Below are 24182 nucleotides of genomic sequence, written 5' to 3' on the forward strand. Positions count from 1 at the left end.
AGTACCGCTCCCTTACCGCGTCCACACGGCGCCGGCTCCCCCGGCCCGCGCCGGACCGGGCACCGGCACGTGCTGGACGCCCGCTTATGCGGCCGCGCGCCTGGGCCATGTCACCTGTTCCGCGGCGCCGGTTGACTGAGGGACATGACGGACAACAGCACGGGGCGGCACAGCTCCGCCGGGGGTGTACTAGGTGCGGCCACGGTCGCGATGGGCCTGATCGCCGGGGTCTTCTACATCTTCGCCTGCGACATCATGCCGTCGCTGGCACGCAGCGACGACCGCGTCTTCATCGAGGTCATGCAGAACATCAACGACGTGATCCAGAACCCGGTGTTCTTCGTGAGCTTCCTGGGCGCGCCGGTGCTCGCGGCGATCTCCGCGTGGCGGTTGCGCGGCACGGAGGGCGGCGCGCGCCGCTGGGTGCTCGCCGCCCTCCTCGCCTACGGACTGGCCTTCCTCGTCACCGTCGCCGTGAACATCCCGCTCAACGACGACCTGGCGAACGCCGGCGACCCGGCGAAGATCGGCGATCCCGCCGCCGTACGGGAGAAGTTCGAGGACACCTGGGTCGCGTGGAACGCCGTACGGGCGGTGCTGTCGACGCTCGCGCTCGCCTTCCTCGCCCGCGCCCTCTTCCTGTGCCGCAGGCCTCACACGTCCGCGTACTTGGAGTCCGCGGCCGGGTCGAGCGCGAGCCGGTAACCGCGCTTGACCACCGTCTGGATGAGCTTGGGAGCACCGAGCGCGCTACGCAGCCGGGCCATCGCCGTCTCGACGGCGTGCTCGTCCCGGCCGGCGCCCGGCAGCGCGCGCAGCAGCTCGGCCCGGGCCACCACCCAGCCGGGCCGCCGCGACAGCGCCCGCAGCAGCGACATCCCGGCGGGCGGCACAGGCCGCAGCGTGCCGTCCACCATCACCGCGTGCCCGCGGATCTCCACCCGGTGCCCGGCGATGGGCAACGCCCGTGCGCGCGCCGGGAGTTCCTGGCACAGCAGCTGGACGAGGGGGCCGAGCCGGAAGCGCTCGGGCTGGACGGTGTCGATGCCACGGGCCTGCAGCGGCAGCGCGGTGACGGGCCCGACGCAGGCGGGCAGCACGTCGTGGCCCAGGGCGTCGAGGAGTTCGGGCAGCAGCCCCCGGTCCTCCGCCCTCGTCAGTAGGGAGGCGGCGGCCGGCGCGCTGGTGAACGTGAGCGCGTCCAGACCGCGGGTGACGGCCGCGTCCAGCAGCCGGTCGACCGGTCCGAGGTCCTCCGGCGGCAGCCACCGGTAGACCGGGACGCCGACGACCTCCGCGCCCGCGGCGCGCAGCGACTCCACGAACCCGGGCAGCGGCTCGCCGTGCAGCTGGATGGCGATGCGCCGTCCCTCGACCCCCTCCTCCAGCAGCCGGTCCAGCACCTCGGCCATGGACTCGGACGACGGGGACCAGTCCTCCGTCAGGCCCTGGGCCCGGATCGCGCCCTTCACCTTGGGGCCGCGGGCGAGCAGTTCCACGCCGCGCAGTCCGCCCAGCAGGTCCTCGCCGAGCCCCCATCCGTCGGCGGCCTCGACCCAGCCCCGGAAGCCGATGGCCGTGGTGGCCACGACGACGTCGGGCGCCTGGTCGAGCAGTTCCTTGGTGGCGGCGAGCAGTTCGCTGTCGTCGGCGAGCGGCACGATCCGCAGGGCGGGCGCGTGCACCACCGAGGCACCGCGGCGCTGGAGCAGCGCGCTGAGCTCGTCGGCCCGGCGCGCGGCGGTCACGCCCACGGTGAATCCGGCGAGGGGACCGTTGTCCGGTCGCTGCTGTTCGTCGTACATGGCTCTCGTCTCGCGCTCGTCGAGTCGTCGTGCGGGGGTGTGCTGCCCGGTGCCGTCGTCCCGGCGGCCCGTTCTCGTCCGCGGCGGCCCGCTGCCGTCCGCGTGTGACTGATCCGAGCCTGTCAACGTGCCGTGACAGGCTCGGATCAGCTTGATGTCGGGCGTGTTACGTCAGACCTCGGCGTAGCTGAGCTGCGGCTTCGCCTCCGTGGTGGCCGTGGCCGGTGCCCCGGCGGCCGCCGGGCGGCGAAGGTATACGGCCCAGGTGACCACGAAGCACACCGCGTAGAAGGCGAGGAAGGTGACGAAGGCGCCGGTGCCGGAGCCGTAGGAGAGGAAGGACTGCCGGAAGGCGAGGTTGATGCCGACGCCGCCGAGCGCGCCCACCGCTCCGATGAGTCCCATGGAGGCGCCGGACAGCCGCCGCCCGTGCGCGGCCGCCTCCTCCGCGCTCAGTCCCAGGGCGAGGGCCTTCGCCTGGAAGATGCCGGGGATCATCTTGTACGTCGATCCGTTGCCGAGCCCGCTGAGCACGAAGAGCACTACGAACACCGCGACGAACAGCGGGAGCGACTTCTGCATGCTGGCGACGACGAGGACGGCGGTCGCCGCGGCCATGCCCACGAAGTTCCACAGGGTGATCCGGGCACCGCCGTAGCGGTCGGCGAGCCAGCCGCCGACGGGCCGGATCAGCGAGCCGAGCAGCGGGCCGATGAAGGTGAGGTACGCCGCCTGGAGGGGCGTGCGCCCGAACTGGTTGGTCAGCACCTGGCCGAAGGCGAAGCTGTAGCCGATGAACGACCCGAACGTCCCGATGTACAGGAAGGACATGATCCAGGTGTGCCCGTCGCGTGCGGCGTCCTTGGCCGCACCGGTGTCGTTCTTGACCGAGGCGATGTTGTCCATGAAGACGGCGGAGAGCACCGCGGCCACCAGGATGAGCGGGATGTAGATCCCGAGGAGCACACGCGGCCCGCCGCTCGCCCCGATGATGGCGAGCGCCACCAGCTGGATGACGGGCACACCGATGTTGCCGCCGCCGGCGTTGAGGCCGAGCGCCCAGCCCTTCTTCCGCAGCGGGAAGAAGGCGTTGATGTTGGTCATGCTGGAGGCGAAGTTGCCGCCGCCGATGCCGGCGAGCAGGCCGACGAGCAGGAAGGTGTCGAAGGACGTCCCCGGCTTCATCACCATGAACGCGGCGACGGTCGGCACGAGGAGCAGGCTCGCCGAGACGATCGTCCAGTTCCGGCCGCCGAAGATCGCCACCGCGAAGGTGTACGGCACGCGCACGGCCGCTCCGACCAGCGTCACCACGGACGTGAGCAGGAACTTGTCCGCGGGGGTGAGCCCGTACTCCGGCCCCATGAACAGGACGAGCACCGACCACATGGTCCAGATCGAGAAGCCGATGTGTTCGGAGAGCACCGAGAAGAGGAGGTTCCGCCGGGCGATCTTCTCGCCCTTCTCCTGCCAGAAGGCCTCGTCCTCGGGATCCCACTCCTCGATCCAACGGCCTCCCCTGCTCGGTGCGGGGGCTGTATTAGGGGCTGTCATGTCGCCTCCACGGTTCCGGTGCGGTGCGCGTGTCGTCCTGGGGATGACAACCGAAGGTAGGGAGGACGCGTTTCCGGCCTGTGGCCATGAGTGACCGGAAGGGAACTTTGCTCTCACTCGGGGCGGGGAGCGACGGTGAGGCCCCGCCCGGGCCGACGGTGGGGCCCCGCCCGGGGGCCGAGGGCGAGGCCCTGCTCGGGGGCCGAGGGTGAGGCCTCGCTCGGCTCAGGCCTGCGGGGGCTGGGGGGCCTGGGACGGCTGGGGTGTCTGGGGTGTCTGGGGCTGGGCGTACGGGTTCGGGGGCTGGGGGCCAGGGGCCTGAGGCTGGGCGTACGGGGACGGCGGCTGAGCGCCGGGGGCTTGAGAGTGGGGCGGCTGAGCCTGGGGCTGGGGCTGCGCGTACGAGGTGGCCGGCTGGGTGCCGGGGGCCTGGTAGGGCGGGGCGGGGGCCGGGTGCGGGCTGCCGTAGGGGCCGGGGGTCTGGGGCTGCGCGTACGGGGTCCCGGGCTGGGCGGCGTACGGGGTCCCGGGCTGAGGCACGTGTGGGGTCCCGGCCTGGGGCGCGTACGGCGTCCCCGGCTGGGCGGCGTACGGGGTCCCGGGCTGAGGCGCGTACGGCGTCCCCGGCTGGGCGGCGTACGGGGTTCCCGGCTGGGGCGTGTACGAAGCGCCCGGAGCCTGGGCGTAGGGACCTGCTCCCGCCCCTGCCCATGCGCCTGCCGCGGCCTGCGCGGCGTACGGCGCCGGCGGCAGGTACCGGACCCGGCCGCCCTCCTCCGTCACCGGCGTGAACCCGGCGCTCTGGAGCCGGGCCGCGAACTTCGCGTTGCGTTTGCGCGTGACGACCAGGCCGATGCCGAGGACGACCATGAGCAGCGCCCACAGCGCTCCCGCCACGGTGAAGGCGACGGAGTCCCCGCCCGCGCGCACGCCCAGGACCACACACCCGACGGTGGCGCCGACCGCCCCGTACAGCATCCGCTTCTCGGCGTGCCGACCGGTGAGATCGAAGTTGATCCGGGCCTTGAGCAGCTCAAGCGCGTCGGGGACGACGGGCGGCAACGACTCCCCGTCGGCGGCCTTCGGGAACTGCGCCCAGTTCTGCGCGGCGCGCGCCTGGGCCTGCGGGCTGTGGTCGGGCACGATGAGCATCGTGAGCGCGTTGTTCCGCCCGCTCCCCTGCCGCACGTCCGCGTACTCGTAGCCGAACTGCTGGGCGACGAAGGCGAGCCGGGCGAGCTTCTTCACGGAGGCCATGCCGCTGGTGAGCTGCACGGGCTCTCCGCCGGCCATGAGCTGGAGCATCTTGCGAACCTGCCGCTTACTCACCCGCGTTCACTCCCCCACCGCCGGGTCACACTGTTCACTTCCGCAACTCGGGCAGTCTTCCACAGCGGCGCGCCGCGACGGAACAGCGGACCGACGACGTTGACCGGCCCTTGACTTGCGTCTTTGAATCCGACGAGGCGCGCCTGGGGATGCGGTTCGCTCAGCGGTTGACGGCCTGGATCTCCTGGACGACGACGTCCTGTTCCGCGCCGAACGTGCCGTCCGGGAGGTCGTCGCCGGTGTTGCCGGTGCCCGTCCAGTGGATCTTCCAGGTGATGGTCGCCCTGAGCTTGTACGAGCCGTCGCCCGACGAGCGCAGGTACTGCACCCCGCACGGCGGCGTCTCGTCCGACTTCCCCTTCGCGTACGCCTCCCCGATCCGGCCGCCCTTGATCTCGCAGACACCGGAGGCCGGGTAGGTGGTGGCGTCTCCGGTGCCGGGTTCGATCTTCAGGGAGACGGGCTCCGCGGTGGTGGTCGCCGAAACGCCGAGCAGCGGTACCTGCGCCGTGACGGACACCGGCTTGAACTTCGCCGTGTCCAGCCAGGCCCAGGTCGGCAGATTCACCTTCGTCGTACCCGCCGGGGCCAGATCCACCTTCGTCGACGGGACCCGGATCTCGGCGTACGCGAGCTGCGCCAGCATCTCGGGCGTGATGGCCTCGGGGATGTTCGCGGGTGGGGGATCGCCCTTGTCCACCCAGAAGATGGGCTTGTTGCAGTCGAGCGCGCCGGGGTCGCCCTCACGCCCCTGGGTGACGTACGAGTCCCACCAGTAGCCCTTGTCGGCCTTGTCCTTGTTGAAGTCCTTGTACGGCTCGCCGTCCACGTAGCGTTTGCGCTGCTCCAAGTCCCACTGGGAGCCGGTCGACTCGGCACTCCAGATGGGCTCCAGGTACTTCTGGAGCTGGTCCGGGGAGTACTTGGGGGCGTAGTAGCAAGCGGGCGGAGTCCACGTCGTCGTGGAGACCACGGGTCCAGCGGAATCGCCGGAGCCGTTCTTCGAACGATCGAACACGACGGCACCGGCGGTCGCCGACAGATTGCCGTTTCCGTCGGAGCTACCGTGCTGTTCAGTTTCGCCCACGTTGCCGCCATCGCCACGCCCACCTGCGTAGGCCATGCTCGGGGACAACGCGATCGCGGTCATGAGCGTTACCGCGGCGGCAGCCTTGAGTGATCGGCTCATGGCTGGCATGTCTTGGCCCCCCGCTTCGAGACAATGTCAGTCGTCTGCCACACGCCTTGGCTGTTCTTGGCCAGCTTGGCGTTGTAGAGGACGTAGCTATCCGCAGACGTTGGCGTGTTCTTGACCTTCTTGGTCTTCCGATTCTTCAGGAAGGACTTGCTCTCGTCGGAGCAGTAGCTCACGTTCGCCGAGCCATCTCCGGACAGGGTCACATTGCGGTTGAAGTACCGAGTCTCGCCAACCCACGTGTAGTCCTTGTCGAGGTACCCCTGGACGTACGTAATCGCGGAGTTCAAGGCTTTGCCAGTGTTGTAGAAACCGAGAGCCTTCGTATCTACGTTGCCCTGGAAGATCGCGTCATCCATGGAGTTGACGCTCAAAGCACTGTCCGCAAGTACTGCATCCTTCGTGTCGTCGCCCGTCTTCTGGTCCTCGAAGACATTCTTCACCCCTGCCGGGAACGTGATCTTCGGACGCCCCGCGGCAGCCGTGGCGCTCGCGCTCGGCGACGCCGACGTCTCGCTCCCCGTGTCGGCGCCGGCGATCTTGTCGTTGTCCTTCGAGCTGCCGTCGCTCCCGCCGCAGGCGGTGAGGAGGAGAGCCGCAGCCGCACCGACGGCGGCTGTGGTGAGCAGGCGAGGACGGCGATTCACGGCGGGCTCCTGATGGGGCGTATGGGGTCTGGAGAGCAGCGACACGCTATCGGTGACGCGTGAGGCGACACCAGAGCGAATTGCATACACGGATGGAACAAGCCACTCAAAGCCGCCCGCACCATGCCCAATACCGCTCCGAAACCACCCCCTGAGTGACGCAAACGACCCGGTCTCGACGGCGAGTTGGCCACCGCAAAGGGCTCCGCCGTCACTCCGTCGCGCCCGGCCCCCGTTCCAACGGATCGTCGAAACTGACCAGCTCCGCCATCTGCCGGAGGATCACCCGGTACTGCTCCCGACGGGCGGTGGCCGTCGTGCTCATCGTCAGGACGACCAGACGTCTGCAGTCCGCGTGCGGCACATAGGCATGGATCTGTAGCAGCGGAATCCGGGGAAGACCACTGGAAGCGGTCGGAGTGCGTGTGGTCTCGCTCAGTGCCGCCGGTCCACAGGGCAGTTCGACGTACTCGATGCGCGTATGCCCCTCGGCGGCGGCAACGGCACGGGCCGCCGTGGCACCCCTCGACGCGACGGCCGTCTGCTTCCACGAGACCGTGAAGAGGGACAGCAACGGCGGGCCGTCCCCTACGACATCGTCACGATGCAGGCCGATCGCGCAGTGCACGGTGCCGACCTCGCCGAGAGCGCCCAGCAATTGCCGCCCCTGTGCCAAGTGGGCGAGGAACATCTGGCGAGCCATCTCGTCGGGCGCCGCGTCGAGAAAGGGCGCGAGGGCCCTGCGTACGTTCCCGTCGCGGACGTCGGGCGCGGAGAGCAGGGCGCCCATGGGTACGGCCACGAAACCCGCCGGCTCCGCGAACCAGACGTCGGCGGCGGGGTCCCTGGCCGAATCGGCAACGGTGACAAAGGAAGCCGTGGTCATCAAGTCCTGTCCATCGCAGATCAGTTCGGACGCGGAAACGGCGGTACGGATTCGGGCACGTGCGCTCCGGCGCGGCGGGCCCGTTCCAGTGCGGCGGGGCAGGCGTCCCAGTGCACCGGATCTGCGCCCCGGCGGCCCGCGGCCGCGCGCTGATAGAGCAGGTGCAGCCTCTTGGGGCCCTTGCCACCTCGGCCGGTGGCCGCGACGACCGCTACGAAACGAGGGTCCCCGGCGAACCAGAGCGGCTCGATCTGAGCCTTCAGCTCCGGCTTCGTACGAGTCGTTCCGAAGCGCCGCATCCACCAGAAGGTGCGCATCGTCGACAGGAACGGCAGCGGAATCCGCTCCTCGGGATCCTCCGGGTTGGGCAGTTCGAACCACATCGCGTCGTCCTGGAGCCCGGGGTGCTTGTTCCGGCCACGGGGAACATCCGTGAGGAACTGCCACGGGTACTGCCAGAGGACCCGCTGGATCTGGATCGACGGGCCGAGATAGGCGAGTTGGAGGACGGCGCGGAAGGTGGCGTACACAAGCAGGAGGAGGAAGGCCCAACCGATCCAGCGTGGTGTGGCCACAACGAGGAACAAGCTCCCCAGCCAAGTGGCGACCCATGCGACCGAACGCACAACGATCAAGACCATGTGCTGTATCCACGCCCGTCTCGTTGATGAATGATGCCAGGCCGTGGGGTATTCGGTCGGATGCATGCGCACTCCTCTCCGTTCCGGGGCTCAGAAGACATGACGGGCGACACTGACGATCCCGCCGGCGTCGAGGCCGAGCCGGGATCCGTCGACACCTGCCACGGAGCCGTCCTTGATCCCGTCGTCATCGGTGTCCACAGCGGTCATGACCAGGCCGAAACCTGCCGTGGTGACACCGGTGGAGGCAGAGGTGACCTCGATCGCCTTGGTGATCTGTGCCGCCCGGGCACCTCGCACCGTGACGCCGAGCAGTGCGTTGTCCAGGCCCGAAATGGACTTCGCCTGCTCCATCGTGCTGCTCCCGACACGGGCCAGACGCTGACCGAGCGTGAGAACCTCCCCCGCCTCGCCTGTGGCCCGCAGAGCGGTCTCAACTCCTTTGCCCGCCGCGCCGACCCCAGGCACCAGGCCCAGGGCATCTCCACCGACGGTGACCAGATTGCTCCAGAAGTCCGTGTCGAGCTCCCCCTTGGTGAAGCCGTCCCACAGCGAGGCGCGCATCGCTGGATCACCGATCGCCCTCATCGCCAGCGACGCGCCGCTCAAGATCGAGGCCGCAATCAACAAAACCGCCGCAGCCGTCCCACCCGACACCACGAACAGGGCCGCCAGCCCGATCACGGCGCCCACGGTGCTCAGAATGTCCGGCAGGTTCTCCCCCACCCATTCCAGCGCCTGATCGAAGGCACCCGGCTCGTGAGGGGCGAGTTTCTTCGTGGCGGCGCGGATCTTGGAGGCGCGGTGCTGGGCCTGGTGTTCGTGTTCGGCGGCGAGCTTCCGGGCGCGGGCGCGGATCTTTTCGAGTTCGGCCTCGGCGTGCTCGACGGCGGCGTTCGCCTTGGTGCGGGCCTTCTGCGCCTCGTCCCTCCGGGCACCCTTCCCTTGCCGGTCGGGGCTGCTGCCGGCCGTGTCGGCGTGGCCCTTGGCCCGGTCCACGGCTGCCTGCGCCTCCCCGGCGTCCTCCTCCAGCCGCCTCGCCCGGCGCTGGAAGTCGTCGAGTTCGCCCTCCCAGCGGTCGAGCTGCCGGGCCGCCTTGCGGATGGAGTGCGCGGCGTTCTTCAGGTTCAGCGGCAGCGGGCCTCCGTCGAGCTGCTCGCGGAAGGCGACGGCGGCGTCGCCCTGCCAGTAGCTGCCCTCCATGAGCCTGCTGACCAGTTCGTGGGTCTCTTCGAGCGCCTTCGCGCAGCCGCCGAGCTTCTTGCGCAGGCCGCGTACGGTGCCGGTGCTGCCCGGCACGGGGTTGAAGCCGAGGTGCGGATGGTCCGGGTGAGGGATGCGCGGGGCGGACTTGAGGCCCTGCGGCCGGCCGAGGTCGGCCCGGGAGCGCGGGTCGAGGGCCGCTCCCGTTCCCGCGGCGGGCCGGTGCGTCATCGCCCGCCCCCGGCGCCGGCCCCGCCCGTCCGGGACTTCCGCAGGGCCTCCTCCAGCGCCCTGTCCACCTCGCGGTAGCTGTCCTTGCTCTTGCCGATGATCTCGGCGAGGTCCTCGGTCTGTTCGCCGATCCGGTCGGCGCCGTACTTCCAGTCGTCCTGGAAGTCCTCGCAGGCGGAGTCGAGGTCGTCGGTACCCAGGCCCGTGACCGTGGCGTCCTCCAGGGCTCTGCGCAGCCCCTGGAGCGAGTCGCCCGACTTCCTGAGCATCTTCATGAAGTGCGCCAGCTCGTCGCCGTCGACAGCCAACCGCTCCGCCACGCGTGCTTCCTCTCTGCGGGAAAGGTCCGCTTTCGGGACACGCGGAACGACACCAGAGCAGGTCACGTCGGCGCGAACGACAAGTCGGGCAATTCACCGCAGAGCGCGAGTAATTCCAGGTGGGAAACGTTCGATCGGGTGACACGAAGCGAGGGGCGGGACATGTCGTCCCGCCCCTCGGCATCAGGTCACCCCAGCCCCAGGCCAACTCGGCCCGGGGCCCCTTCGACACCAGGACAACTCGGCCCGGGATCCCTTCGAACCCGGATCCGTTCGAACCCGGATCCCTTCGAGCCCGGGCCCCTCGGCCGAGGTCACCCCAACCCCAGGTCACCTCAGCCCCGGGCCAACTCGACCCCGGGCCCCTCGGCCGAGGTCACCCCAACCCCAGGTCACCTCGGCCTCAGGCCAACCCGTCGAGCCCTACCCCCGGTGCGAGGCCGCGTGGCCGGCCCGGCTCCGGGAGCGGCCCTTCTTCACCCCGTTCGGCCACAGCCGAGGACTCCGCTTCGCCGCGATGTCCTCGATCCAGCCGAAGGCGAGGATCGTCAGACCGATCAGCGGCCAGACCAGCACGAACATCCACAGCATGTACGTCGAGTCGAGGGCCGCCGTGGCGCGCTCGCTCTCCATGAAGGGCAGGTTGTACACCTGGTCGATGATCGGGACCGTGGCCATGATCAGCATGTTGTGCCACAGGTAGATCGTGACGGCTCGGTTGTTGGACAGGGTGACGAGCTTGTCCCACTTGGCCAGGCGGCCGGGGAGTTCCTGCCAGGACGGCGAGTACTGGAGCAGGATGACGACGAAGCCGAACGACCAGGTGGCCTGGGCCAGCGGGATGTCGTTCAGGTCCCAGCCGTCCGGGCCGAGGTGGCCCGAGGCCCACCACAGGCCGAACGCCATGACGAGGGCCGAGCAGGACACGGCGACGTAGCGGGGCACCCGTTGCAGGACGCCCTCGTGGTGGGCGAAGCCGAGGACCCAGCAGCCGCCGTACACGGCGAAGTCCGTGATCGCGTTGCCCGTCTCGCCGGGGATCGTCACGATGCCGGTGCCGACGACGGCGGTGAGCGCGAGCGGGAAGAACAGCGTCGCCCACGGCACCCGGCGGAACGCCCACAGGAGCAGCGGCGACGCCACCACGAACCACAGGTACGCCCGCAGGTACCAGAGCGGGCCGACCGCCTGGACCGCCCACGTGTCCTCCAGAAGGCCCGCCTTGTCCCCGATGTGCCAGGGGAACGGCGGCGCGCCGAACGGGAAGACGTAGTTGATCATCTCGACCAGGCCCCAGGTGCCGCCGTGGTCGGGGTCCTTGGTCACGCTCCAGCCGCCGGCGAACATCAGGACGAGCGCCACCGCGCTGAACGCCCACAGGGGCGGCAGCAGTCGGCGGACACGGCCGCGGATCACGCTGAACGCCGGACGGTTCAGCGAACGCGCCATCAGCGAGCCGGCCAGCGCGAACATCACGCCCATGGAGGGGAACAGGACCGTCAGCCACGCCCAGCCGAAGAGGTGGTACACGACCACGCGGACCAGGGCGATGGAGCGCAGCAGGTCCAGGTAGCGGTCGCGGCCCGGGCGGCGCGGCGCGGACGGCGCCGGCGGCTCCGGCTGCGCCGGGGGGCCGGGCCGCTGGTGCGACGGCTGGTGCGGGACGGAGACCCGCGGTGCGCCCAGCGGCGGGGTCGGGGTGGCTCCCGTCGTGTACTCGTGCGTCGTCATCCCACCGGCCTCCGATCGTCACCGCTGTGTGCCGCCCGCTGCCGCGGGATCGCCCCCGGCGCCTCCACCACTCCGGTGCGCCGCAGCTTCTGCCAGCGCAGGCGGCCTCCGGTGAGGGCGGTGATCCAGGACTGGAGCAGCACCACGTACATCAACTGCCGGTAGAGGATCTGCTGGAGAGGGAGGGAGATCAGGTGTGTCATACGTTCTCTGTCCAGCCGGAAGGCGTAGGCGGCGCAGGCCGCCTGGACGGCGAGGACGCCCAGCCAGGCGACGATCGTCTTCTGGGTCGGGCCGAAGACCACGCCGTAGAGGAGGAAGACGTCGATCAGGGGGGCGAGCAGCGGGGCCAGCACCATGAAGAGCGAGACGAGCGGCAGGCCGACCCGGCCGAAGCGGCCCGACGGACCGCGTTCGATCAGGGCCTTGCGGTGCTTCCAGATCGCCTGCATGGTGCCGTACGACCAGCGGTAGCGCTGGGACCACAGCTGCTGGACGGACTCGGGCGCCTCCGTCCAGGCGCGTGCCTTCTCCGCGTACACCACGCGCCACCCGTCGCGGTGCATCGCCATGGTGATGTCGGTGTCCTCGGCGAGCGTGTCGTCGCTCATCCCGCCGACCCGTTCCAGGGCGGAGCGGCGGAAGGCTCCGACCGCGCCCGGGATCGTGGGCATGCAGCGCAGGATGTCGTACATGCGGCGGTCGAGGTTGAAGCCCATCACGTACTCGATGTGCTGCCACGCGCCGATCAGCGAGTCGCGGTTGCCGACCTTCGCGTTGCCGGCGACCGCGCCGACCTGGGGGTCGGCGAAGGGCTGGACGAGTTCACGGACGGTGGCCGGTTCGAAGACGGTGTCGCCGTCCATCATCACGATGATGTCGTACCGGGCGTTCGCGAGGCCCCTGTTGAGGGCGGCGGGCTTGCCCGCGTTGAGCTGGCGCACGACGCGTACGTTCGGCAGGCGCAGGTTCTCGACGATCCGCGCGGTGCCGTCGCTCGAACCGTCGTCGATGACGATGACCTCGATGGGGTGCTCGCTCGCCATCAGTGAGTGCACGGTGTTCTCGATGCACTTGGCCTCGTTGTACGCCGGGACGAGGACCGAGACCGGTTCGGTGATCGGCATCGGACCCCAGCGGAAGGTGCGGCGCCGCACCCGGCGCGCGTGCGCGGCGGACAGCAGGAGCATCAGGCCGAAGCGGGTGAAGACGAGCACACCGGTGATCGCGATGCCGACGACGAGGGCGTCGGTGATCCCGTCGGAGGCGCCGACCAGGAAGATCCACGCCTTGCCCTTCCACAGGTCGAGGCCGGTGACCGGGGTGTGCGCGCTGGGCGCGTTGAGCGCCTCGGTGAGGTTCTTGAACTCGTAGCCCTGCTTCTGGAGCTGGGGCAGGAACCGGTCGAGCGCCTGCACGGTCTGGTGGCGGTCGCCGCCGGAGTCGTGCATCAGGACGATCGCGCCCTTGCCGCCCTTGGGGGTGGCCCGGCGGATGATCTCGTCGACACCCGGCTTCTGCCAGTCCTCACTGTCGGTGTTGTTGACGACGGTGATGTAGCCGCGCGTGCCGATGTACTGCGTCACCGGCCAGGACTTGTCGTCCATGGCGTCGGCGAAGGAGGAGTACGGCGGGCGGAAGAGGGAGGTGCGGATGCCCGCCGCGCCCTCCAGCGCCAGCTGGTTCTGGGACAGCTCCCAGTCGATGCGCTTCTTGGACTGGTACGAGAGGTCGGGGTGGTTGAAGGTGTGCAGGCCGACCTCGTGGCCCTCCTCCACCATGCGGTGCACGAGTTCGGGATAGCGCGAGGCCATCGTGCCGGTGACGAAGAAGACGGCGTGCGCGTGGTGCGCCTTGAGGACGTCCAGGACCTTGGGGGTCCACTCGGGGTCGGGGCCGTCGTCGAAGGTGAGGACGAGCCGGTGGTCCGGCACGCTCATGCTGGTCTCGCGGCCGCTGCGGGTGTCGATGACCGGGCCGCCCTCGAGGATCTTCTCCGGCACCTTGTCGGTGGCGGCCTCGGGCCGGACGCGGTGGTCGGCGAGGATCTCGCTGTGGACGTAGCCGCGCAGCATCAGCATCGCCATCAGGGCGACGAGCAGGAGCAGCGGCAGCAGCAGGCGCAGGGGAATGCGGCGGCGCCGGGCTTGGGGGTCCGCGCGACGCGGGGTGCGTGCGGGACCGTGACGGCTGGTGCGGGATGCCATCAGAGGACGTTCTCCGGGGACGTGAAGGCGTACGAGGAGCTGTCGGCGGCCGACTGCCCGAGCTCCGGGAAGGTCTGTTCGGCGGACGCGGGAGCACCGTGGGCGACGGCGTCGGTGCCGGCACCGGCGCCGCCGGCGGTCTCGGTCGGATCGGCCGTGGGGCCGCCGGTGTCCGTCGGGCCGGCGGTCGTGGGTTCGACCACCGGATCGGTCGGATCGGGGTCCGGGTCCGGCTTCTTGGTGGTGCTGGTGCCGGAGCCCGGCTTCTTGGTCGTGGACGTCGTGGGGTCCGGGTCGGCGGACGTGCCGGGGGCGGCCGCGCTGCCCGAGGCGCCCGGCGTCGGGCTCACGCCCGCGGACGGCGTGGTGCCGTCGCTCGCCGTGGCGCTCGCGCCGGGCGAGGCGCTGCCGGTGCCGGACGGGTCCACCGAGCCGGTGGGCAGCGGCGAGCTGTCGACCTGGCCGGCCGGCGGGTCGTCGTCCTGGCCCGGCACGGGGAGCCAGGGCGCGTCGGAGCTGCCGGACAGGAGCGTGGCGACGATGACGACGGCGTAGACCGCGCAGGCGAGGCCCACGAGGATGCCGAGGCGGCGGAAGCGACGGCTGCGGCGTCCCGACGCGTCGACGAAGACGGGACCGTCCGAGCCGTCCTGGGCGCCGGGGGCGTCCTTGGCCTGCTTGACGAGCCACTCCTCCAACTGCCGTCCGGCGCCGTCGAGCTGGACGGTGACCTCGTGCGGGTCGTGGGTGTGGCCGGGGTCGTCGGGGTGTTCCCAGGACGTCCGGTCGTCGGTCCGGGCCGCGAACGGTCGGTCCGGCCCGCCGGGAGCGGCGGAGGGGAGCAGTCGGGTCTCCGGCTCGTCGCTCATGGAGTGCGCGGCGGACGGGAACGGGCTGACACCGCGGGTCGCTGGCCAGGACGAGGTGGTGCCGGTCGCCTCCGGCCAGGACGCCGTTCTGCCGGCCGCGTCGGGCCAGACGACGGCGTCGTCGGCTTCTGCCCCGGGTGACGGATCGGTTCCGCGCCCCTCGCCCTGATCGACATCACGCCGACCCGGTTGGGCATCTTTCCGCCAGTTTTCCACGCGCACGCACATCCCCCCACGGGACAGTTCTCGGGTGCGCAACGACTCCGGGCACTCCACGTTCGCCGTCGGACCGGGCCCCCACCCAGCCCGAGCGCCCCCCTTATCACACTGTGCCCGGAGGAAGAATGTAGCGCACGCGGCGGAGACGTGCGCCTGCAGCTCATGTATGGCTCATCATGATGAGTGCATCCGTGGCCGGAATCCACCCGTTCTCGGGGCGCCGCAGCCACCCTTCCTCGGCCGCGAGTTCGACGGCGGCTCGTCGAAGCGCGTCAATCCCGGGATGCACCAGCCCCTTCCGCCACACCAGCGACACGGGTGACAGGGGAACGGGGTCGACCAGAGGCCTCAGCACCGTTTCAGGCATGGCCGGAAACTCCACGACGGCGAGGACGGGGTTCCGGTTCTTGGCCATGATCCGCCGGAACTCCTCGGCTCCCACGGCCATCGGAGCGGGCGGCGCGAGCGCGATCCCACGTCCCTCGAACAGGTGACGGGCCAGGTCGGTCCATTCCAGCGTCCGGGGATTCCCCGCCCCCGCGTACACGGTCTCGCCCGCGAGCGCGGCCAGCGGGACCGCCTCCAGCGCGGCCAGCGGATGGTCCTCGGGCAGCAGGACGGCCATCGGCTCGTACCGTACGGGCTGCTGTTCCAGGCGGGCGCGCATCGCGGGGTCGAGCCCGGCGAACCGGCCGAACGACGCGTCCAGCCGGCCGGTGAGCAGATCCTGCGCCGCGCCCGTGAGGCCGCTCTCGAAGCGGGCCATCAGCTCGCTGTCGGGCGCGAGTTCACGGGCCCGGTCGAGGACGCGGCCCGTGGCGAGTCCCGGGGTGTTGACGTCGACGAGCAGCGGGCGCTGGTCCTGGCCGCGCGCGAACGCGGACAGCAGGGCCTCGTGGGCGGCGAGCACCCGCCGCGCGTACGGCAGCAGGCGCTCCCCGTCCGCGGTCAGCGTCACCTGCCGTGTGGTCCGCGAGAACAGCTGCGCGCCGAGTTCCCGCTCCAGCCGCCGGACGTCCCGGCTCAGTGCCTGCTGGGCCACGTACAGCCGGGCGGCGGCGCGGGTGAAGTGCAGCTCCTCGGCGACGGCGAGGAAGGCGTGCAGCAGGCGGGGGTCGAGGTGACCGCCGGCGGGTGACTGGACAGGCATCACGCGAACCTACAACCCAGGTGCGTCAATCACCACGGACAAGGTGTTGGACCCCGTGATCCGCTCCGGGCGACGGTTGATCCATGCCGCACCAGTCCGCCGCCGACCCGACTCCCGCGCCCCCTTCGCCCACTCTCGACCCGGCTCCCGCGCCCCCTTCGCCCACCCCCGACCCGGCTCCCGCGCCCCCTTCGCCCACCCCCGACCCCATACCCACGCCGTCGTCGCCCGCCGCCGAGCACGCGCCGAGCCGGTCCGCCCGGACGGAGACGTCCCGGGGCCGCACTCCCTACCACCGTCTCTTCGCCGTCCCGGGCGCCCGTGCCTTCACCGCCGGGAACCTGATGGCCCGGCTGCCGATGGGGATGTTCAGCGTGAGCGCGGTGATCATGATCGCCGGCTCGCGCGGCTCGTACGCGCTGGCCGGCGCGGTGACGGCGACCGGGCTGGCGGCGACCGCGGTGGTCGCCCCCTGGACCGCGCGCCTCGTCGACCGGCACGGGCAGGCCCGGGTCGCCGTGCCCGCCACCCTGTTCGCCCTGCTGGGCGGCATCGCGCTGGTGCTGTGCGTGCGCTGCGGCGCGCCCGACTGGACGCTCTTCGCCGCATACGCCGCCACGGCCACGACCCCCAACACGGGCGGTATGTCCCGGGCCCGCTGGGCGCATCTCCTCAAGGGCGACCCGGCCGCGCTGCACACCGCGAACTCCTTCGAACAGGCCGCGGACGAGCTGTGTTTCATGCTGGGGCCGGTGCTCGCGGCGTTCCTGTGCGGGACGTTCTTCCCGGAGGCGGGCACGCTGGTCGGCGGCGCCCTGCTGATCACGGGCGTGCTGGTCTTCGCGGCGCAGCGCGCCACGGAGCCGCCGCCCCAGCGGCGCACGAAGGCCCCGTCCCCGGTGCTGTCGCCCGGCATGCCCCCGCTGCTGCTGTGCTTCCTGGCCACCGGTGCGGTCTTCGGTTCGATGGAGGTGGTCACGATCGCGTTCGCGGACGCCCAGGGGCACAAGTCGGCGGCGGGCGCGGTCCTGGCGCTCCAGGCGGCGGGGTCGTGCGTGGCGGGTCTGGTGTTCGGCACGGTGCGGTCGGCCGGTCCCGCCGAGCGGCTCTTCCCGCGCTGCGTCGCCGCGATGGCGGCCCTGCTGATGCTGCCCCTGCTCGCGGCCTCCCTGACCGGATCGCTGCCGGTTCTCGCGGGCGCGCTGCTCGTCGCGGGGATGGCCACCGCGCCGACCATGGTCACCGGCATGACCCTGGTGCAGGCCCGCACGCCCGAGGGCCGGCTGAACGAGGGCATGACCCTCGCGGTGACGGGTCTGCTGGGCGGGATCGCCGGGGGTTCGGCGGCGGGCGGATGGGTGGTGGAGCGTGGGTCGGCGACCGCCGGATACGGCGTTCCGCTCGCCGCGGCGACACTGGCCTTCCTGATCGCGGCGGCCGGTGCCGTCCTGCACACGCGCCGCGCCGCGCACCGGCGGGCCGGAGCGGCCCACCACGCGTAGAACAGCGGCCCACCACGCGTAGGACAGCGGCCCACCGCGTGCGGGACGACGCGCCGCCCGACCGCGATCGAGCGCCGTGTCGTCCGGCCCGTCGAACCCGCGCCCCAATTCCGGCGCACCCCATTGACGCGCCCACGGCCCCCACATACCTTCCCCCGTCGAAGCGCTTCGACGTCACGCATCGAAACGATTCGACGATTGCTGCGTGACGCTTCCGTGACCCATCCAACTCCCCCGGAGGCAATGGATGTCGACGAAACGAAGGCGCACGGCGGCGGCGGTGGCGGCGGCCCTGGCGGGCTCCCTGCTGCTGGCCTCCTGCGGCGGCTCGGACAGCGGGGCCGAGGACGGCAAGACGCTGCGGCTGTGGCACTACGAGGCGCCGAACAGTGCGATGGGAGTGGCCTGGAACGAGGCCATCAAGGAGTTCGAGGCGAAACACCCGGGCGTGAAGGTGAAGTTCGAGGAGAAGGGCTTCGAACAGATCCAGAAAACGGCCCCGATGGTCCTCAACTCCGGTGACGCGCCGGACCTCATGGAGTACAACAAGGGCAACGCGACGGCGGGCAAGCTCTCCCAGCAGGGACTGCTGACCGACCTGACCGCCGAGGTCACCCGGCACGGCTGGGACAAGAAGATCAGCGGCGGGGTGCGGACCATCAGCCAGTACGACACGGACGGAGTCATGGGCTCCGGGAAGTGGTACGGCGTCCCCAACTACGCCGAGTACACGATGGTCTACTACAACAAGGACCTCTTCGAGAAGTACGGCGTCGCCGAACCCACCACGCTCGGCGAACTCACCTCCGCCATGGACACCTTCGTCGCCAAGGGCGTCACCCCGCTCGCGAACGGCGGCGCCGAGTACATCGCCCAGCAGTACCTCTACCAGCTGGCGCTCTCCAAGGCGGACCGCTCCTGGGTCGACGCGTACGAGCTCTACAAGGGAAAGACCGACTTCCACGACGCCGCCTGGACGTATGCCGCCGAGACCTTCGCCGACTGGGTGAAGAAGGGCTACATCAGCAAGAAGTCGACGGGCGTGAAGGCGGAGGACGCGGGCGTCTCCTTCATCCAGGGCAAGAGCCCCATCCTGTTCAGCGGCAGCTGGTGGTACGGCCGCTTCAAGGAGGAGAACAAGTTCGCCTGGGGCACCTTCCTGTGGCCGGGCAGCGATCTCACGCTCGGCTCCGGCGGCAACCTCTGGGTCGTGCCCAAGGGCGCCAAGAACAAGGAACTCGCCTACGACTTCATCGACATCACCATGTCGAAGAAGATCCAGAACCTGCTCGGCAACAAGGGCGGCATCCCGGTGGCCGCCGACCCCGCCGCCATCACGGACCCGCAGGCCAAGACGCTGATCGCCGACTTCAACACCCTCTCCGGCAAGGACGGACTGGCCTTCTACCCGGACTGGCCCGTCGCCGGCTTCTACGACGTGCTCGTCTCGGAGACCCAGAAGCTGATCACCGGGAGCGAGAAGCCCGACGCCTATCTGAGCGCACTGCAGAAGGCGTACGACAAGGGCGTACCGAAGACATGACGGTCACCGTCGAGCGGGGCGGCCGGGTCGTCCGCAAGCAGCACGGCAGCGCAACGCGCCCGAGCCGCCCCCGCGACTCCTACCTGCCCTTCCTGCTGCCCGGCGTCCTCGCCTTCCTCGCGGTGGTCGTCGTCCCGTTCCTGATGAACACCGGTGTCAGCTTCACCGACTGGCAGGGCGTCGGCACGCCCAGGTGGTCCGGGCTCGCCAACTACCGTGAGCTGATGGACGACGCGGAGTTCTGGGCGTCGTTCCGGCACAGCCTGTTCATGGTCGTCGCCATGGCCGCCGTACCCACCGTGCTCGGGCTGGTCCTCGCCGCCGCCCTGTTCGACTTCGTCGGCCGGCACTTCGGCGGCAGGGTCGCCTCCGTGCTGCGGGCCTGCTTCTATCTGCCGCAGGTGCTGCCCATCGCGGTCGCCGGCATCGTCTGGAGCTGGATCCTCGCGCCGGACAACGGCTCGCTCAACGAACTGCTGAAGGCCGCCGGTCTCGGCTCCTGGCAGCAGGACTGGCTCGGCGACCCCGACCTCGCCCTGTACAGCGTCATGGGCGTGATGGTGTGGGTGCAGCTCGGCTTCCCGCTCGTCGTCTTCATGGCGGGCCTGCAACGCGTCGACCCGCAGCTCCACGAGGCCGCCGAACTGGACGGCGCGGGCTGGTGGCGGCGCTTCTGGCACGTCACGCTGCCGCAGATCAGGCCCGAGATCTACGTGGTGCTGCTGTGGTGCACGATCGCCGCGCTGAAGGTGTTCGGGGCGGTGTACGTCCTGACCAAGGGCGGACCGGGCGGCGCCACCGACGTCCCCTCGTACTTCTCCTTCACGACCTTCTTCGAGAAGACCCAGGTCGGCTACGGCGCCGCGATCTCCACCGTGCTCACCGTGATCATCCTCGTCCTGGCCCTGGCCGGGCTGAAGTTCCAGACCCGCGCGGAGGACGCGGAGGAAGGAGTCCGCACATGACAGCCGTCCGCACCGGCGCGGTCAGGACACGCGGGCCCGCCCGCGGTGTCCTCGCCCGCTACCCGGTCCTCGTCGCCCTGGTGATCGCGGCCCTGTTCATGGTGCTGCCGTTCCTCGTCGTGGCGGTCAACGCCGTCAAGTCGCCCGCCGAGTACGCGCAGAACGGGCCGCTCAGCCTGCCCCGCGGCCTGTACCTCGACGGCATCGAGGACTTCTGGGACCGCGTCGACTTCGGCCGCAAGCTGGTCAACTCCGTCCTGATCTCCGGGTCGGTGGCGGTCGGCGCCGCCGTCCTGTCCGTCCTCAACGCCTACGCGATCGGCATCGGCCGGGTCAGGGGCCGCACCTGGGTGCTCGCCTTCTTCGTGCTGGCGAACATGCTGCCGCAGGAGGCGCTGGTCTACCCGGTCTACTACCTGAGCAAGCAGGCCGGCCTCTACGACACGAGGCTCAGCGTGATCATCGTCTTCACGGTGATCCAGGCGGCCTTCGGCACCTATCTGCTCGCCTCCGTCCTCGGCCGGTTCCCGCGCGAGATCATCGAGGCCGCCCGGATCGACGGGGCGAACAAGTGGCAGGTGCTGTGGCGGATCGTCGTCCCGGTCAGCCGCCCCACCATCGGCGTCCTCCTCGTCTTCTTCTTCATCTGGACGTGGAACGAGTTCCTGCTGCCGCTGGTCATGCTGATCTCCAACGACAACCAGACGGTGTCGGTGGCCCTCGGCGTCCTCCAGGGGCAACGCCTGATGGACGCCACCATGACGAACGCGGCCGCTCTCCTGGGCGTCCTGCCCGCCCTCGTCTTCTTCCTCGTCTTCCAGCGGACCCTCACCCGCGGCATCGCCGTCGGCGCAGTGAAGTAAGGGGTACGACAGTGAAGTTCACGGACGGCTACTGGCTGCTGCGCGAGGGCGTCACCGCGGCCCATCCGGTCGAGGTCCTCGACGTGACCTCCGGACCCGGCAGCCTGGAGATCCACGCGCCGACCCAGCCCATCCGCCACCGCGGCGACCTGCTGAAGGGACCGGTCGTGACGATCACCGCCCATGCGCCGATGCCCGACGTCATCGGTGTCACCCTGACCCACTTCGAGGGCGAGCAGCCACGCGGCCCCGAGTTCGAGGTGCGGGCCGGGGAGGGCGCCGCCCAGGTGTCGTACGACGAGGAGTACGCGACGCTGACGTCCGGTGCGCTGTCCGTCCGGGTCGCCCGCGGCGGACCCTGGCACGTCGAGTTCCTCGCCCACGGCCGCACGCTCACCAGCAGCGGCCCCAAGGGCATGGGCATCATGAGGGACGCCGGCGGCTCCCACTACCTGCGCGAACAGCTCGGCCTGCGGGTGGGCACCAGCGTCTACGGCCTCGGCGAGCGCTTCGGCCCGCTGGTCAAGAACGGCCAGGTCGTCGACATGTGGAACGCCGACGGCGGCACCGCGACCGAACAGGCCTACAAGAACGTGCCGTTCTACCTGACCGACGCGGGCTACGGGGTCTTCGTCGACCACCCGGGCCGGGTCTCCTTCGAGGTCGGCTCGGAGGCGGTGTCGCGGGTGCAGTTCAGCGTGGAGAGCCAGCAGCTGACGTACTACGTCATCCACGGCCCGACCCCGAAGGACATCCTGCGCACGTACACGGCCCTCACCGGGCGTCCCGCGCTGCCGCCCGCCTGGTCCTTCGGACTCTGGCTGTCCACGTCGTTCACCACCTCCTACGACGAAGAGACCGTCACCTCCTTCATCGACGGCATGCGGGAACGCGAACTGCCGCTCTCCGTCTTCCACTTCGACTGCTTCTGGATGCGCGAGTTCAACTGGTGCGACTTCCGCTGGGACCCCCGGGTCTTCCCCGACCCGGAAGGCATGCTGGCCCGGCTGAAGGAGAAGGGCCTGCGCATCAGCGTGTGGATCAACCCGTACATCGCGCAGCGCTCGCCCCTGTTCGCGGAGGGCAAGGCGCTCGGGCACCTGCTCCGCAAGCCCGACGGCAGTGTGTGGCAGTGGGACCTGTGGCAGCCCGGCATGGCGCTGGTCGACTTCACCAGCCCGGACGCCCGGGACTGGTACGCGGCCAAGCTGGAGGCGCTGCTCGCGCAGGGCGTCGACTGCTTCAAGACCGACTTCGGCGAGCGGGTGCCCGTCGACGTGGCGTACGCGGACGGCTCGGACCCCGAGCGGATGCACAACTACTACACGTACCTCTACAACCGGACCGTCTTCGAGGTGCTGCGCAAGCACCGGGGCGAGGCGGAGGCGGTCGTCTTCGCGCGCTCGGCGACGGCCGGCAGCCAGCGGTTCCCGGTGCACTGGGGCGGCGACTGCGAGGCGACCTACGAGTCGATGGCGGAGTCGCTGCGCGGCGGGCTGAGCCTTGGCATGTCGGGGTTCGGGTTCTGGAGCCATGACATCGGCGGGTTCGAGGGGACGCCGTCGCCGGCGCTGTTCAAACGGTGGATCGCCTTCGGTCTGCTGTCGTCGCACAGCCGGCTGCACGGATCGTCGTCGTACCGCGTGCCGTGGCTGTTCGACGAGGAGGCCGTCGACGTCCTCAGGCTGTTCACGCGCCTGAAACTCAGCCTCATGCCGTACGTGTACGAAGCCGCGCGCGCCGCCCACGCGGAGGGCGTGCCGGTGATGCGGGCGATGGTCCTGGAGTTCCCCGACGACCCGGGGTGCGCGCACCTGGAACGGCAGTACATGCTCGGCCCCGATCTGCTGGTCGCGCCGGTCTTCAGCGACGACGGCGACGTGTCGTACTACGTGCCGGAGGGGACCTGGACGCATTTCCTGAGCGGGCGGACGGTGACCGGGCCGCGCTGGGTGCGCGAACGGCACGGGTTCCTGAGCGTGCCGCTCCTGGTCCGGCCCGGGGCGGTGATCCCGGTGGGCGCCGTGGACGACCGGCCCGATTACGACCACGCCGACGGCGTCACCCTGCGCGCGTACGGCCTGGGCCGGGGCACCCAGGTCACGGTGGCGGTCGGCGGCGTCACCTTCACCGTCGTAAGGGAGGGGAACACCCTGCGCGCCTCGTCGAGCGACCCGGCGGCGCCGTGGGGACTCGCGGCACAGGGGCGCGAGGTGCGGGCACGGGCCGGCACCGGGTTCCTGTCGCTGGAGCTGGAGTCCGACTGATGGTCAAGATCACCGATGTGGCGCGGCACGCCGGCGTGTCCCCGAGCACCGTCTCCTACGCCCTCAGCGGCAAGCGTCCGATCTCCGAGGAGACCCGGCAGCGCATCGAGGCCAGCATCCGCGAGCTCGGCTACCGGCCGCACGCGGGCGCGCGGGCACTGGCCAGCAGCCGGTCGAACGTGCTGGCCCTGGTGGTGCCGCTGCGGGCGGGCATCCATGTGCCGGTCGTGATGCAGTTCGCGGTGTCCGTGGTGACGGCGGCCCGCCGGCACGACCACGACGTCCTGCTGCTCACCCAGGAGGAGGGCGAGGAGGGGCTGCGGCGGGTCGCCGACACCGCGCTGGTGGACGCGCTGATCGTGATGGACGTCCAGTTGCACGACGCCCGGCTGCCGCTGCTGCGCGCGCTCGACCGGCCGTCCGTACTCATCGGCTTCCCCGCCGCCGCGGACGGGCTCACCTGCATCGACCTGGACTTCAAGGCGGCGGGCGAGCTCTGCGTGGAGCGGCTGGCGGGGCTCGGGCACCGGGTCGTGGCGCTGGTCGGCTCGCCGCCCGAGGTGTACGTGCGGGGGACGGCGTTCGCCCAGCGGGTGGTGGAGGGGTTCACGGCCGCCGCCCACCGCAACGGTCTGTCGTCGTCCGTCCACCCCTGCGAGGCCTCGCCGGCCGCCGCGCGCCGGATCGCCGAGCAGCTGCTGCGCGAGCACCCGGCGCTGACGGGCGTCGTCGTCCACAACGAGCCGGTCCTGGAACCGCTGATCGACGCGTTCGAGCAGCTCGGGCTGCGGGTTCCCGGCGATCTCTCCGTCACCGCCATCTGCCCGGACGAGGTCGCCGAGGGCCTGCGGGTGCCCGTCACCTCCATCGCCCTGCCGTCCGCCGAGGTCGGCGCGCGGGCCGTGGAGCTGCTGATGCGGAAGCTGGACGGCGCCGACGTGCCCGGGGCGACGCTGCTGGCGCCCCGGCTGACGGAGCGCGCGAGCACCGCACCGCGCAACGCCCCCTGAACATCCCGAACGCCCGTGCAAGGCCCTACCCGAAGGAGCCGTGAC

At 70.7% G+C, this 24182-nt stretch carries 20 protein-coding genes; 7 read left to right on the forward strand and 13 right to left on the reverse strand.

What is annotated here, in order from left to right; all coding sequences use genetic code 11:
- The first annotated feature begins 144 nt into the window (after positions 1-144).
- Positions 145-705: an anthrone oxygenase family protein gene (locus tag ACSYGO_RS20115; RefSeq protein ID WP_432172195.1), complete on the forward strand. Its 561-nt coding sequence runs from the start codon at positions 145-147 to the stop codon at positions 703-705.
- Here the strand turns inward: ACSYGO_RS20115 and ACSYGO_RS20120 are convergent.
- From ACSYGO_RS20120 to ACSYGO_RS20180, 13 genes are all read right to left on the reverse strand, one after another.
- Positions 654-1805: a uroporphyrinogen-III synthase gene (locus ACSYGO_RS20120; RefSeq protein ID WP_426675459.1), complete on the reverse strand. Its 1152-nt coding sequence runs from the start codon at positions 1803-1805 to the stop codon at positions 654-656. The genes ACSYGO_RS20115 and ACSYGO_RS20120 overlap by 52 nt on opposite strands.
- Positions 1806-1976: 171 nt before the next feature.
- Positions 1977-3359 carry a nitrate/nitrite transporter gene (locus ACSYGO_RS20125; protein WP_426675458.1) on the reverse strand — a complete coding sequence of 461 codons (1383 nt, stop codon included), beginning with the start codon at positions 3357-3359 and terminating at the stop codon, positions 1977-1979.
- 225 nt (positions 3360-3584) lie between these two features.
- Positions 3585-4688 (reverse strand): hypothetical protein, encoded by a 1104-nt coding sequence (locus ACSYGO_RS20130; protein ID WP_460387188.1) that lies wholly within the window; start codon positions 4686-4688, stop codon positions 3585-3587.
- 160 nt (positions 4689-4848) lie between these two features.
- The gene (locus ACSYGO_RS20135) at positions 4849-5811 is read right to left on the reverse strand and encodes a hypothetical protein (RefSeq protein ID WP_426675546.1); all 963 of its coding nucleotides are present in this window, start codon (positions 5809-5811) and stop codon (positions 4849-4851) included.
- Between the two features lie 62 nt (positions 5812-5873).
- Positions 5874-6530: a hypothetical protein gene (locus ACSYGO_RS20140; protein ID WP_426675456.1), complete on the reverse strand. Its 657-nt coding sequence runs from the start codon at positions 6528-6530 to the stop codon at positions 5874-5876.
- A gap of 211 nt (positions 6531-6741) precedes the next feature.
- The gene (locus tag ACSYGO_RS20145) at positions 6742-7416 is read right to left on the reverse strand and encodes a hypothetical protein (protein WP_460387189.1); all 675 of its coding nucleotides are present in this window, start codon (positions 7414-7416) and stop codon (positions 6742-6744) included.
- A 20-nt stretch (positions 7417-7436) separates the two neighbouring features.
- Positions 7437-8003: a hypothetical protein gene (locus tag ACSYGO_RS20150; RefSeq protein ID WP_432172199.1), complete on the reverse strand. Its 567-nt coding sequence runs from the start codon at positions 8001-8003 to the stop codon at positions 7437-7439.
- 144 nt (positions 8004-8147) lie between these two features.
- The gene (locus ACSYGO_RS20155; protein WP_460387190.1) at positions 8148-9491 is read right to left on the reverse strand and encodes a zinc ribbon domain-containing protein; all 1344 of its coding nucleotides are present in this window, start codon (positions 9489-9491) and stop codon (positions 8148-8150) included.
- Positions 9488-9811, reverse strand: coding sequence for a hypothetical protein (locus ACSYGO_RS20160; protein WP_432172201.1), 324 nt, complete (start codon positions 9809-9811; stop codon positions 9488-9490). The genes ACSYGO_RS20155 and ACSYGO_RS20160 overlap by 4 nt, the downstream gene beginning before the upstream one ends.
- A gap of 423 nt (positions 9812-10234) precedes the next feature.
- Positions 10235-11542, reverse strand: coding sequence for an acyltransferase family protein (locus tag ACSYGO_RS20165; protein ID WP_426675451.1), 1308 nt, complete (start codon positions 11540-11542; stop codon positions 10235-10237).
- A complete protein-coding gene (locus ACSYGO_RS20170) occupies positions 11539-13749 on the reverse strand; it encodes a glycosyltransferase (protein WP_426675450.1) in 2211 nt (736 codons plus the stop codon). The genes ACSYGO_RS20165 and ACSYGO_RS20170 overlap by 4 nt, the downstream gene beginning before the upstream one ends.
- The gene (locus ACSYGO_RS20175; protein ID WP_460387191.1) at positions 13749-14618 is read right to left on the reverse strand and encodes a hypothetical protein; all 870 of its coding nucleotides are present in this window, start codon (positions 14616-14618) and stop codon (positions 13749-13751) included. The genes ACSYGO_RS20170 and ACSYGO_RS20175 overlap by 1 nt, the downstream gene beginning before the upstream one ends.
- 379 nt (positions 14619-14997) lie before the next feature.
- Positions 14998-15987, reverse strand: a complete 990-nt coding sequence (locus ACSYGO_RS20180; RefSeq protein ID WP_432172203.1) for a LysR family transcriptional regulator — start codon at positions 15985-15987, stop codon at positions 14998-15000.
- 83 nt (positions 15988-16070) lie between these two features.
- Here ACSYGO_RS20180 and ACSYGO_RS20185 point away from each other — a divergent pair, with 83 nt between their 5' ends.
- The 6 genes from ACSYGO_RS20185 to ACSYGO_RS20210 all read left to right on the forward strand — a co-directional run bounded on the left by ACSYGO_RS20185 (position 16071) and on the right by ACSYGO_RS20210 (position 24137).
- Entirely contained in the window at positions 16071-17489 is a 1419-nt protein-coding gene (locus ACSYGO_RS20185) for an MFS transporter (protein ID WP_460387192.1), read from the forward strand.
- Between the two features lie 247 nt (positions 17490-17736).
- Positions 17737-19032 (forward strand): ABC transporter substrate-binding protein, encoded by a 1296-nt coding sequence (locus ACSYGO_RS20190; RefSeq protein ID WP_426675446.1) that lies wholly within the window; start codon positions 17737-17739, stop codon positions 19030-19032.
- Complete coding sequence (locus ACSYGO_RS20195) at positions 19029-19997, forward strand: carbohydrate ABC transporter permease (protein WP_460387193.1); 969 nt, start codon at positions 19029-19031, stop codon at positions 19995-19997. Before ACSYGO_RS20190 ends, ACSYGO_RS20195 begins: the two co-directional genes overlap by 4 nt.
- A complete protein-coding gene (locus ACSYGO_RS20200; protein ID WP_426675444.1) occupies positions 19994-20860 on the forward strand; it encodes a carbohydrate ABC transporter permease in 867 nt (288 codons plus the stop codon). The genes ACSYGO_RS20195 and ACSYGO_RS20200 overlap by 4 nt, the downstream gene beginning before the upstream one ends.
- A gap of 11 nt (positions 20861-20871) precedes the next feature.
- Entirely contained in the window at positions 20872-23127 is a 2256-nt protein-coding gene (gene yicI, locus ACSYGO_RS20205) for an alpha-xylosidase (RefSeq protein WP_432172207.1), read from the forward strand.
- Complete coding sequence (locus tag ACSYGO_RS20210) at positions 23127-24137, forward strand: LacI family DNA-binding transcriptional regulator (RefSeq protein ID WP_426675442.1); 1011 nt, start codon at positions 23127-23129, stop codon at positions 24135-24137. The genes yicI and ACSYGO_RS20210 overlap by 1 nt, the downstream gene beginning before the upstream one ends.
- Positions 24138-24182 lie beyond the last annotated feature (45 nt).

It is taken from the genome of Streptomyces krungchingensis (genome assembly GCF_054729265.1).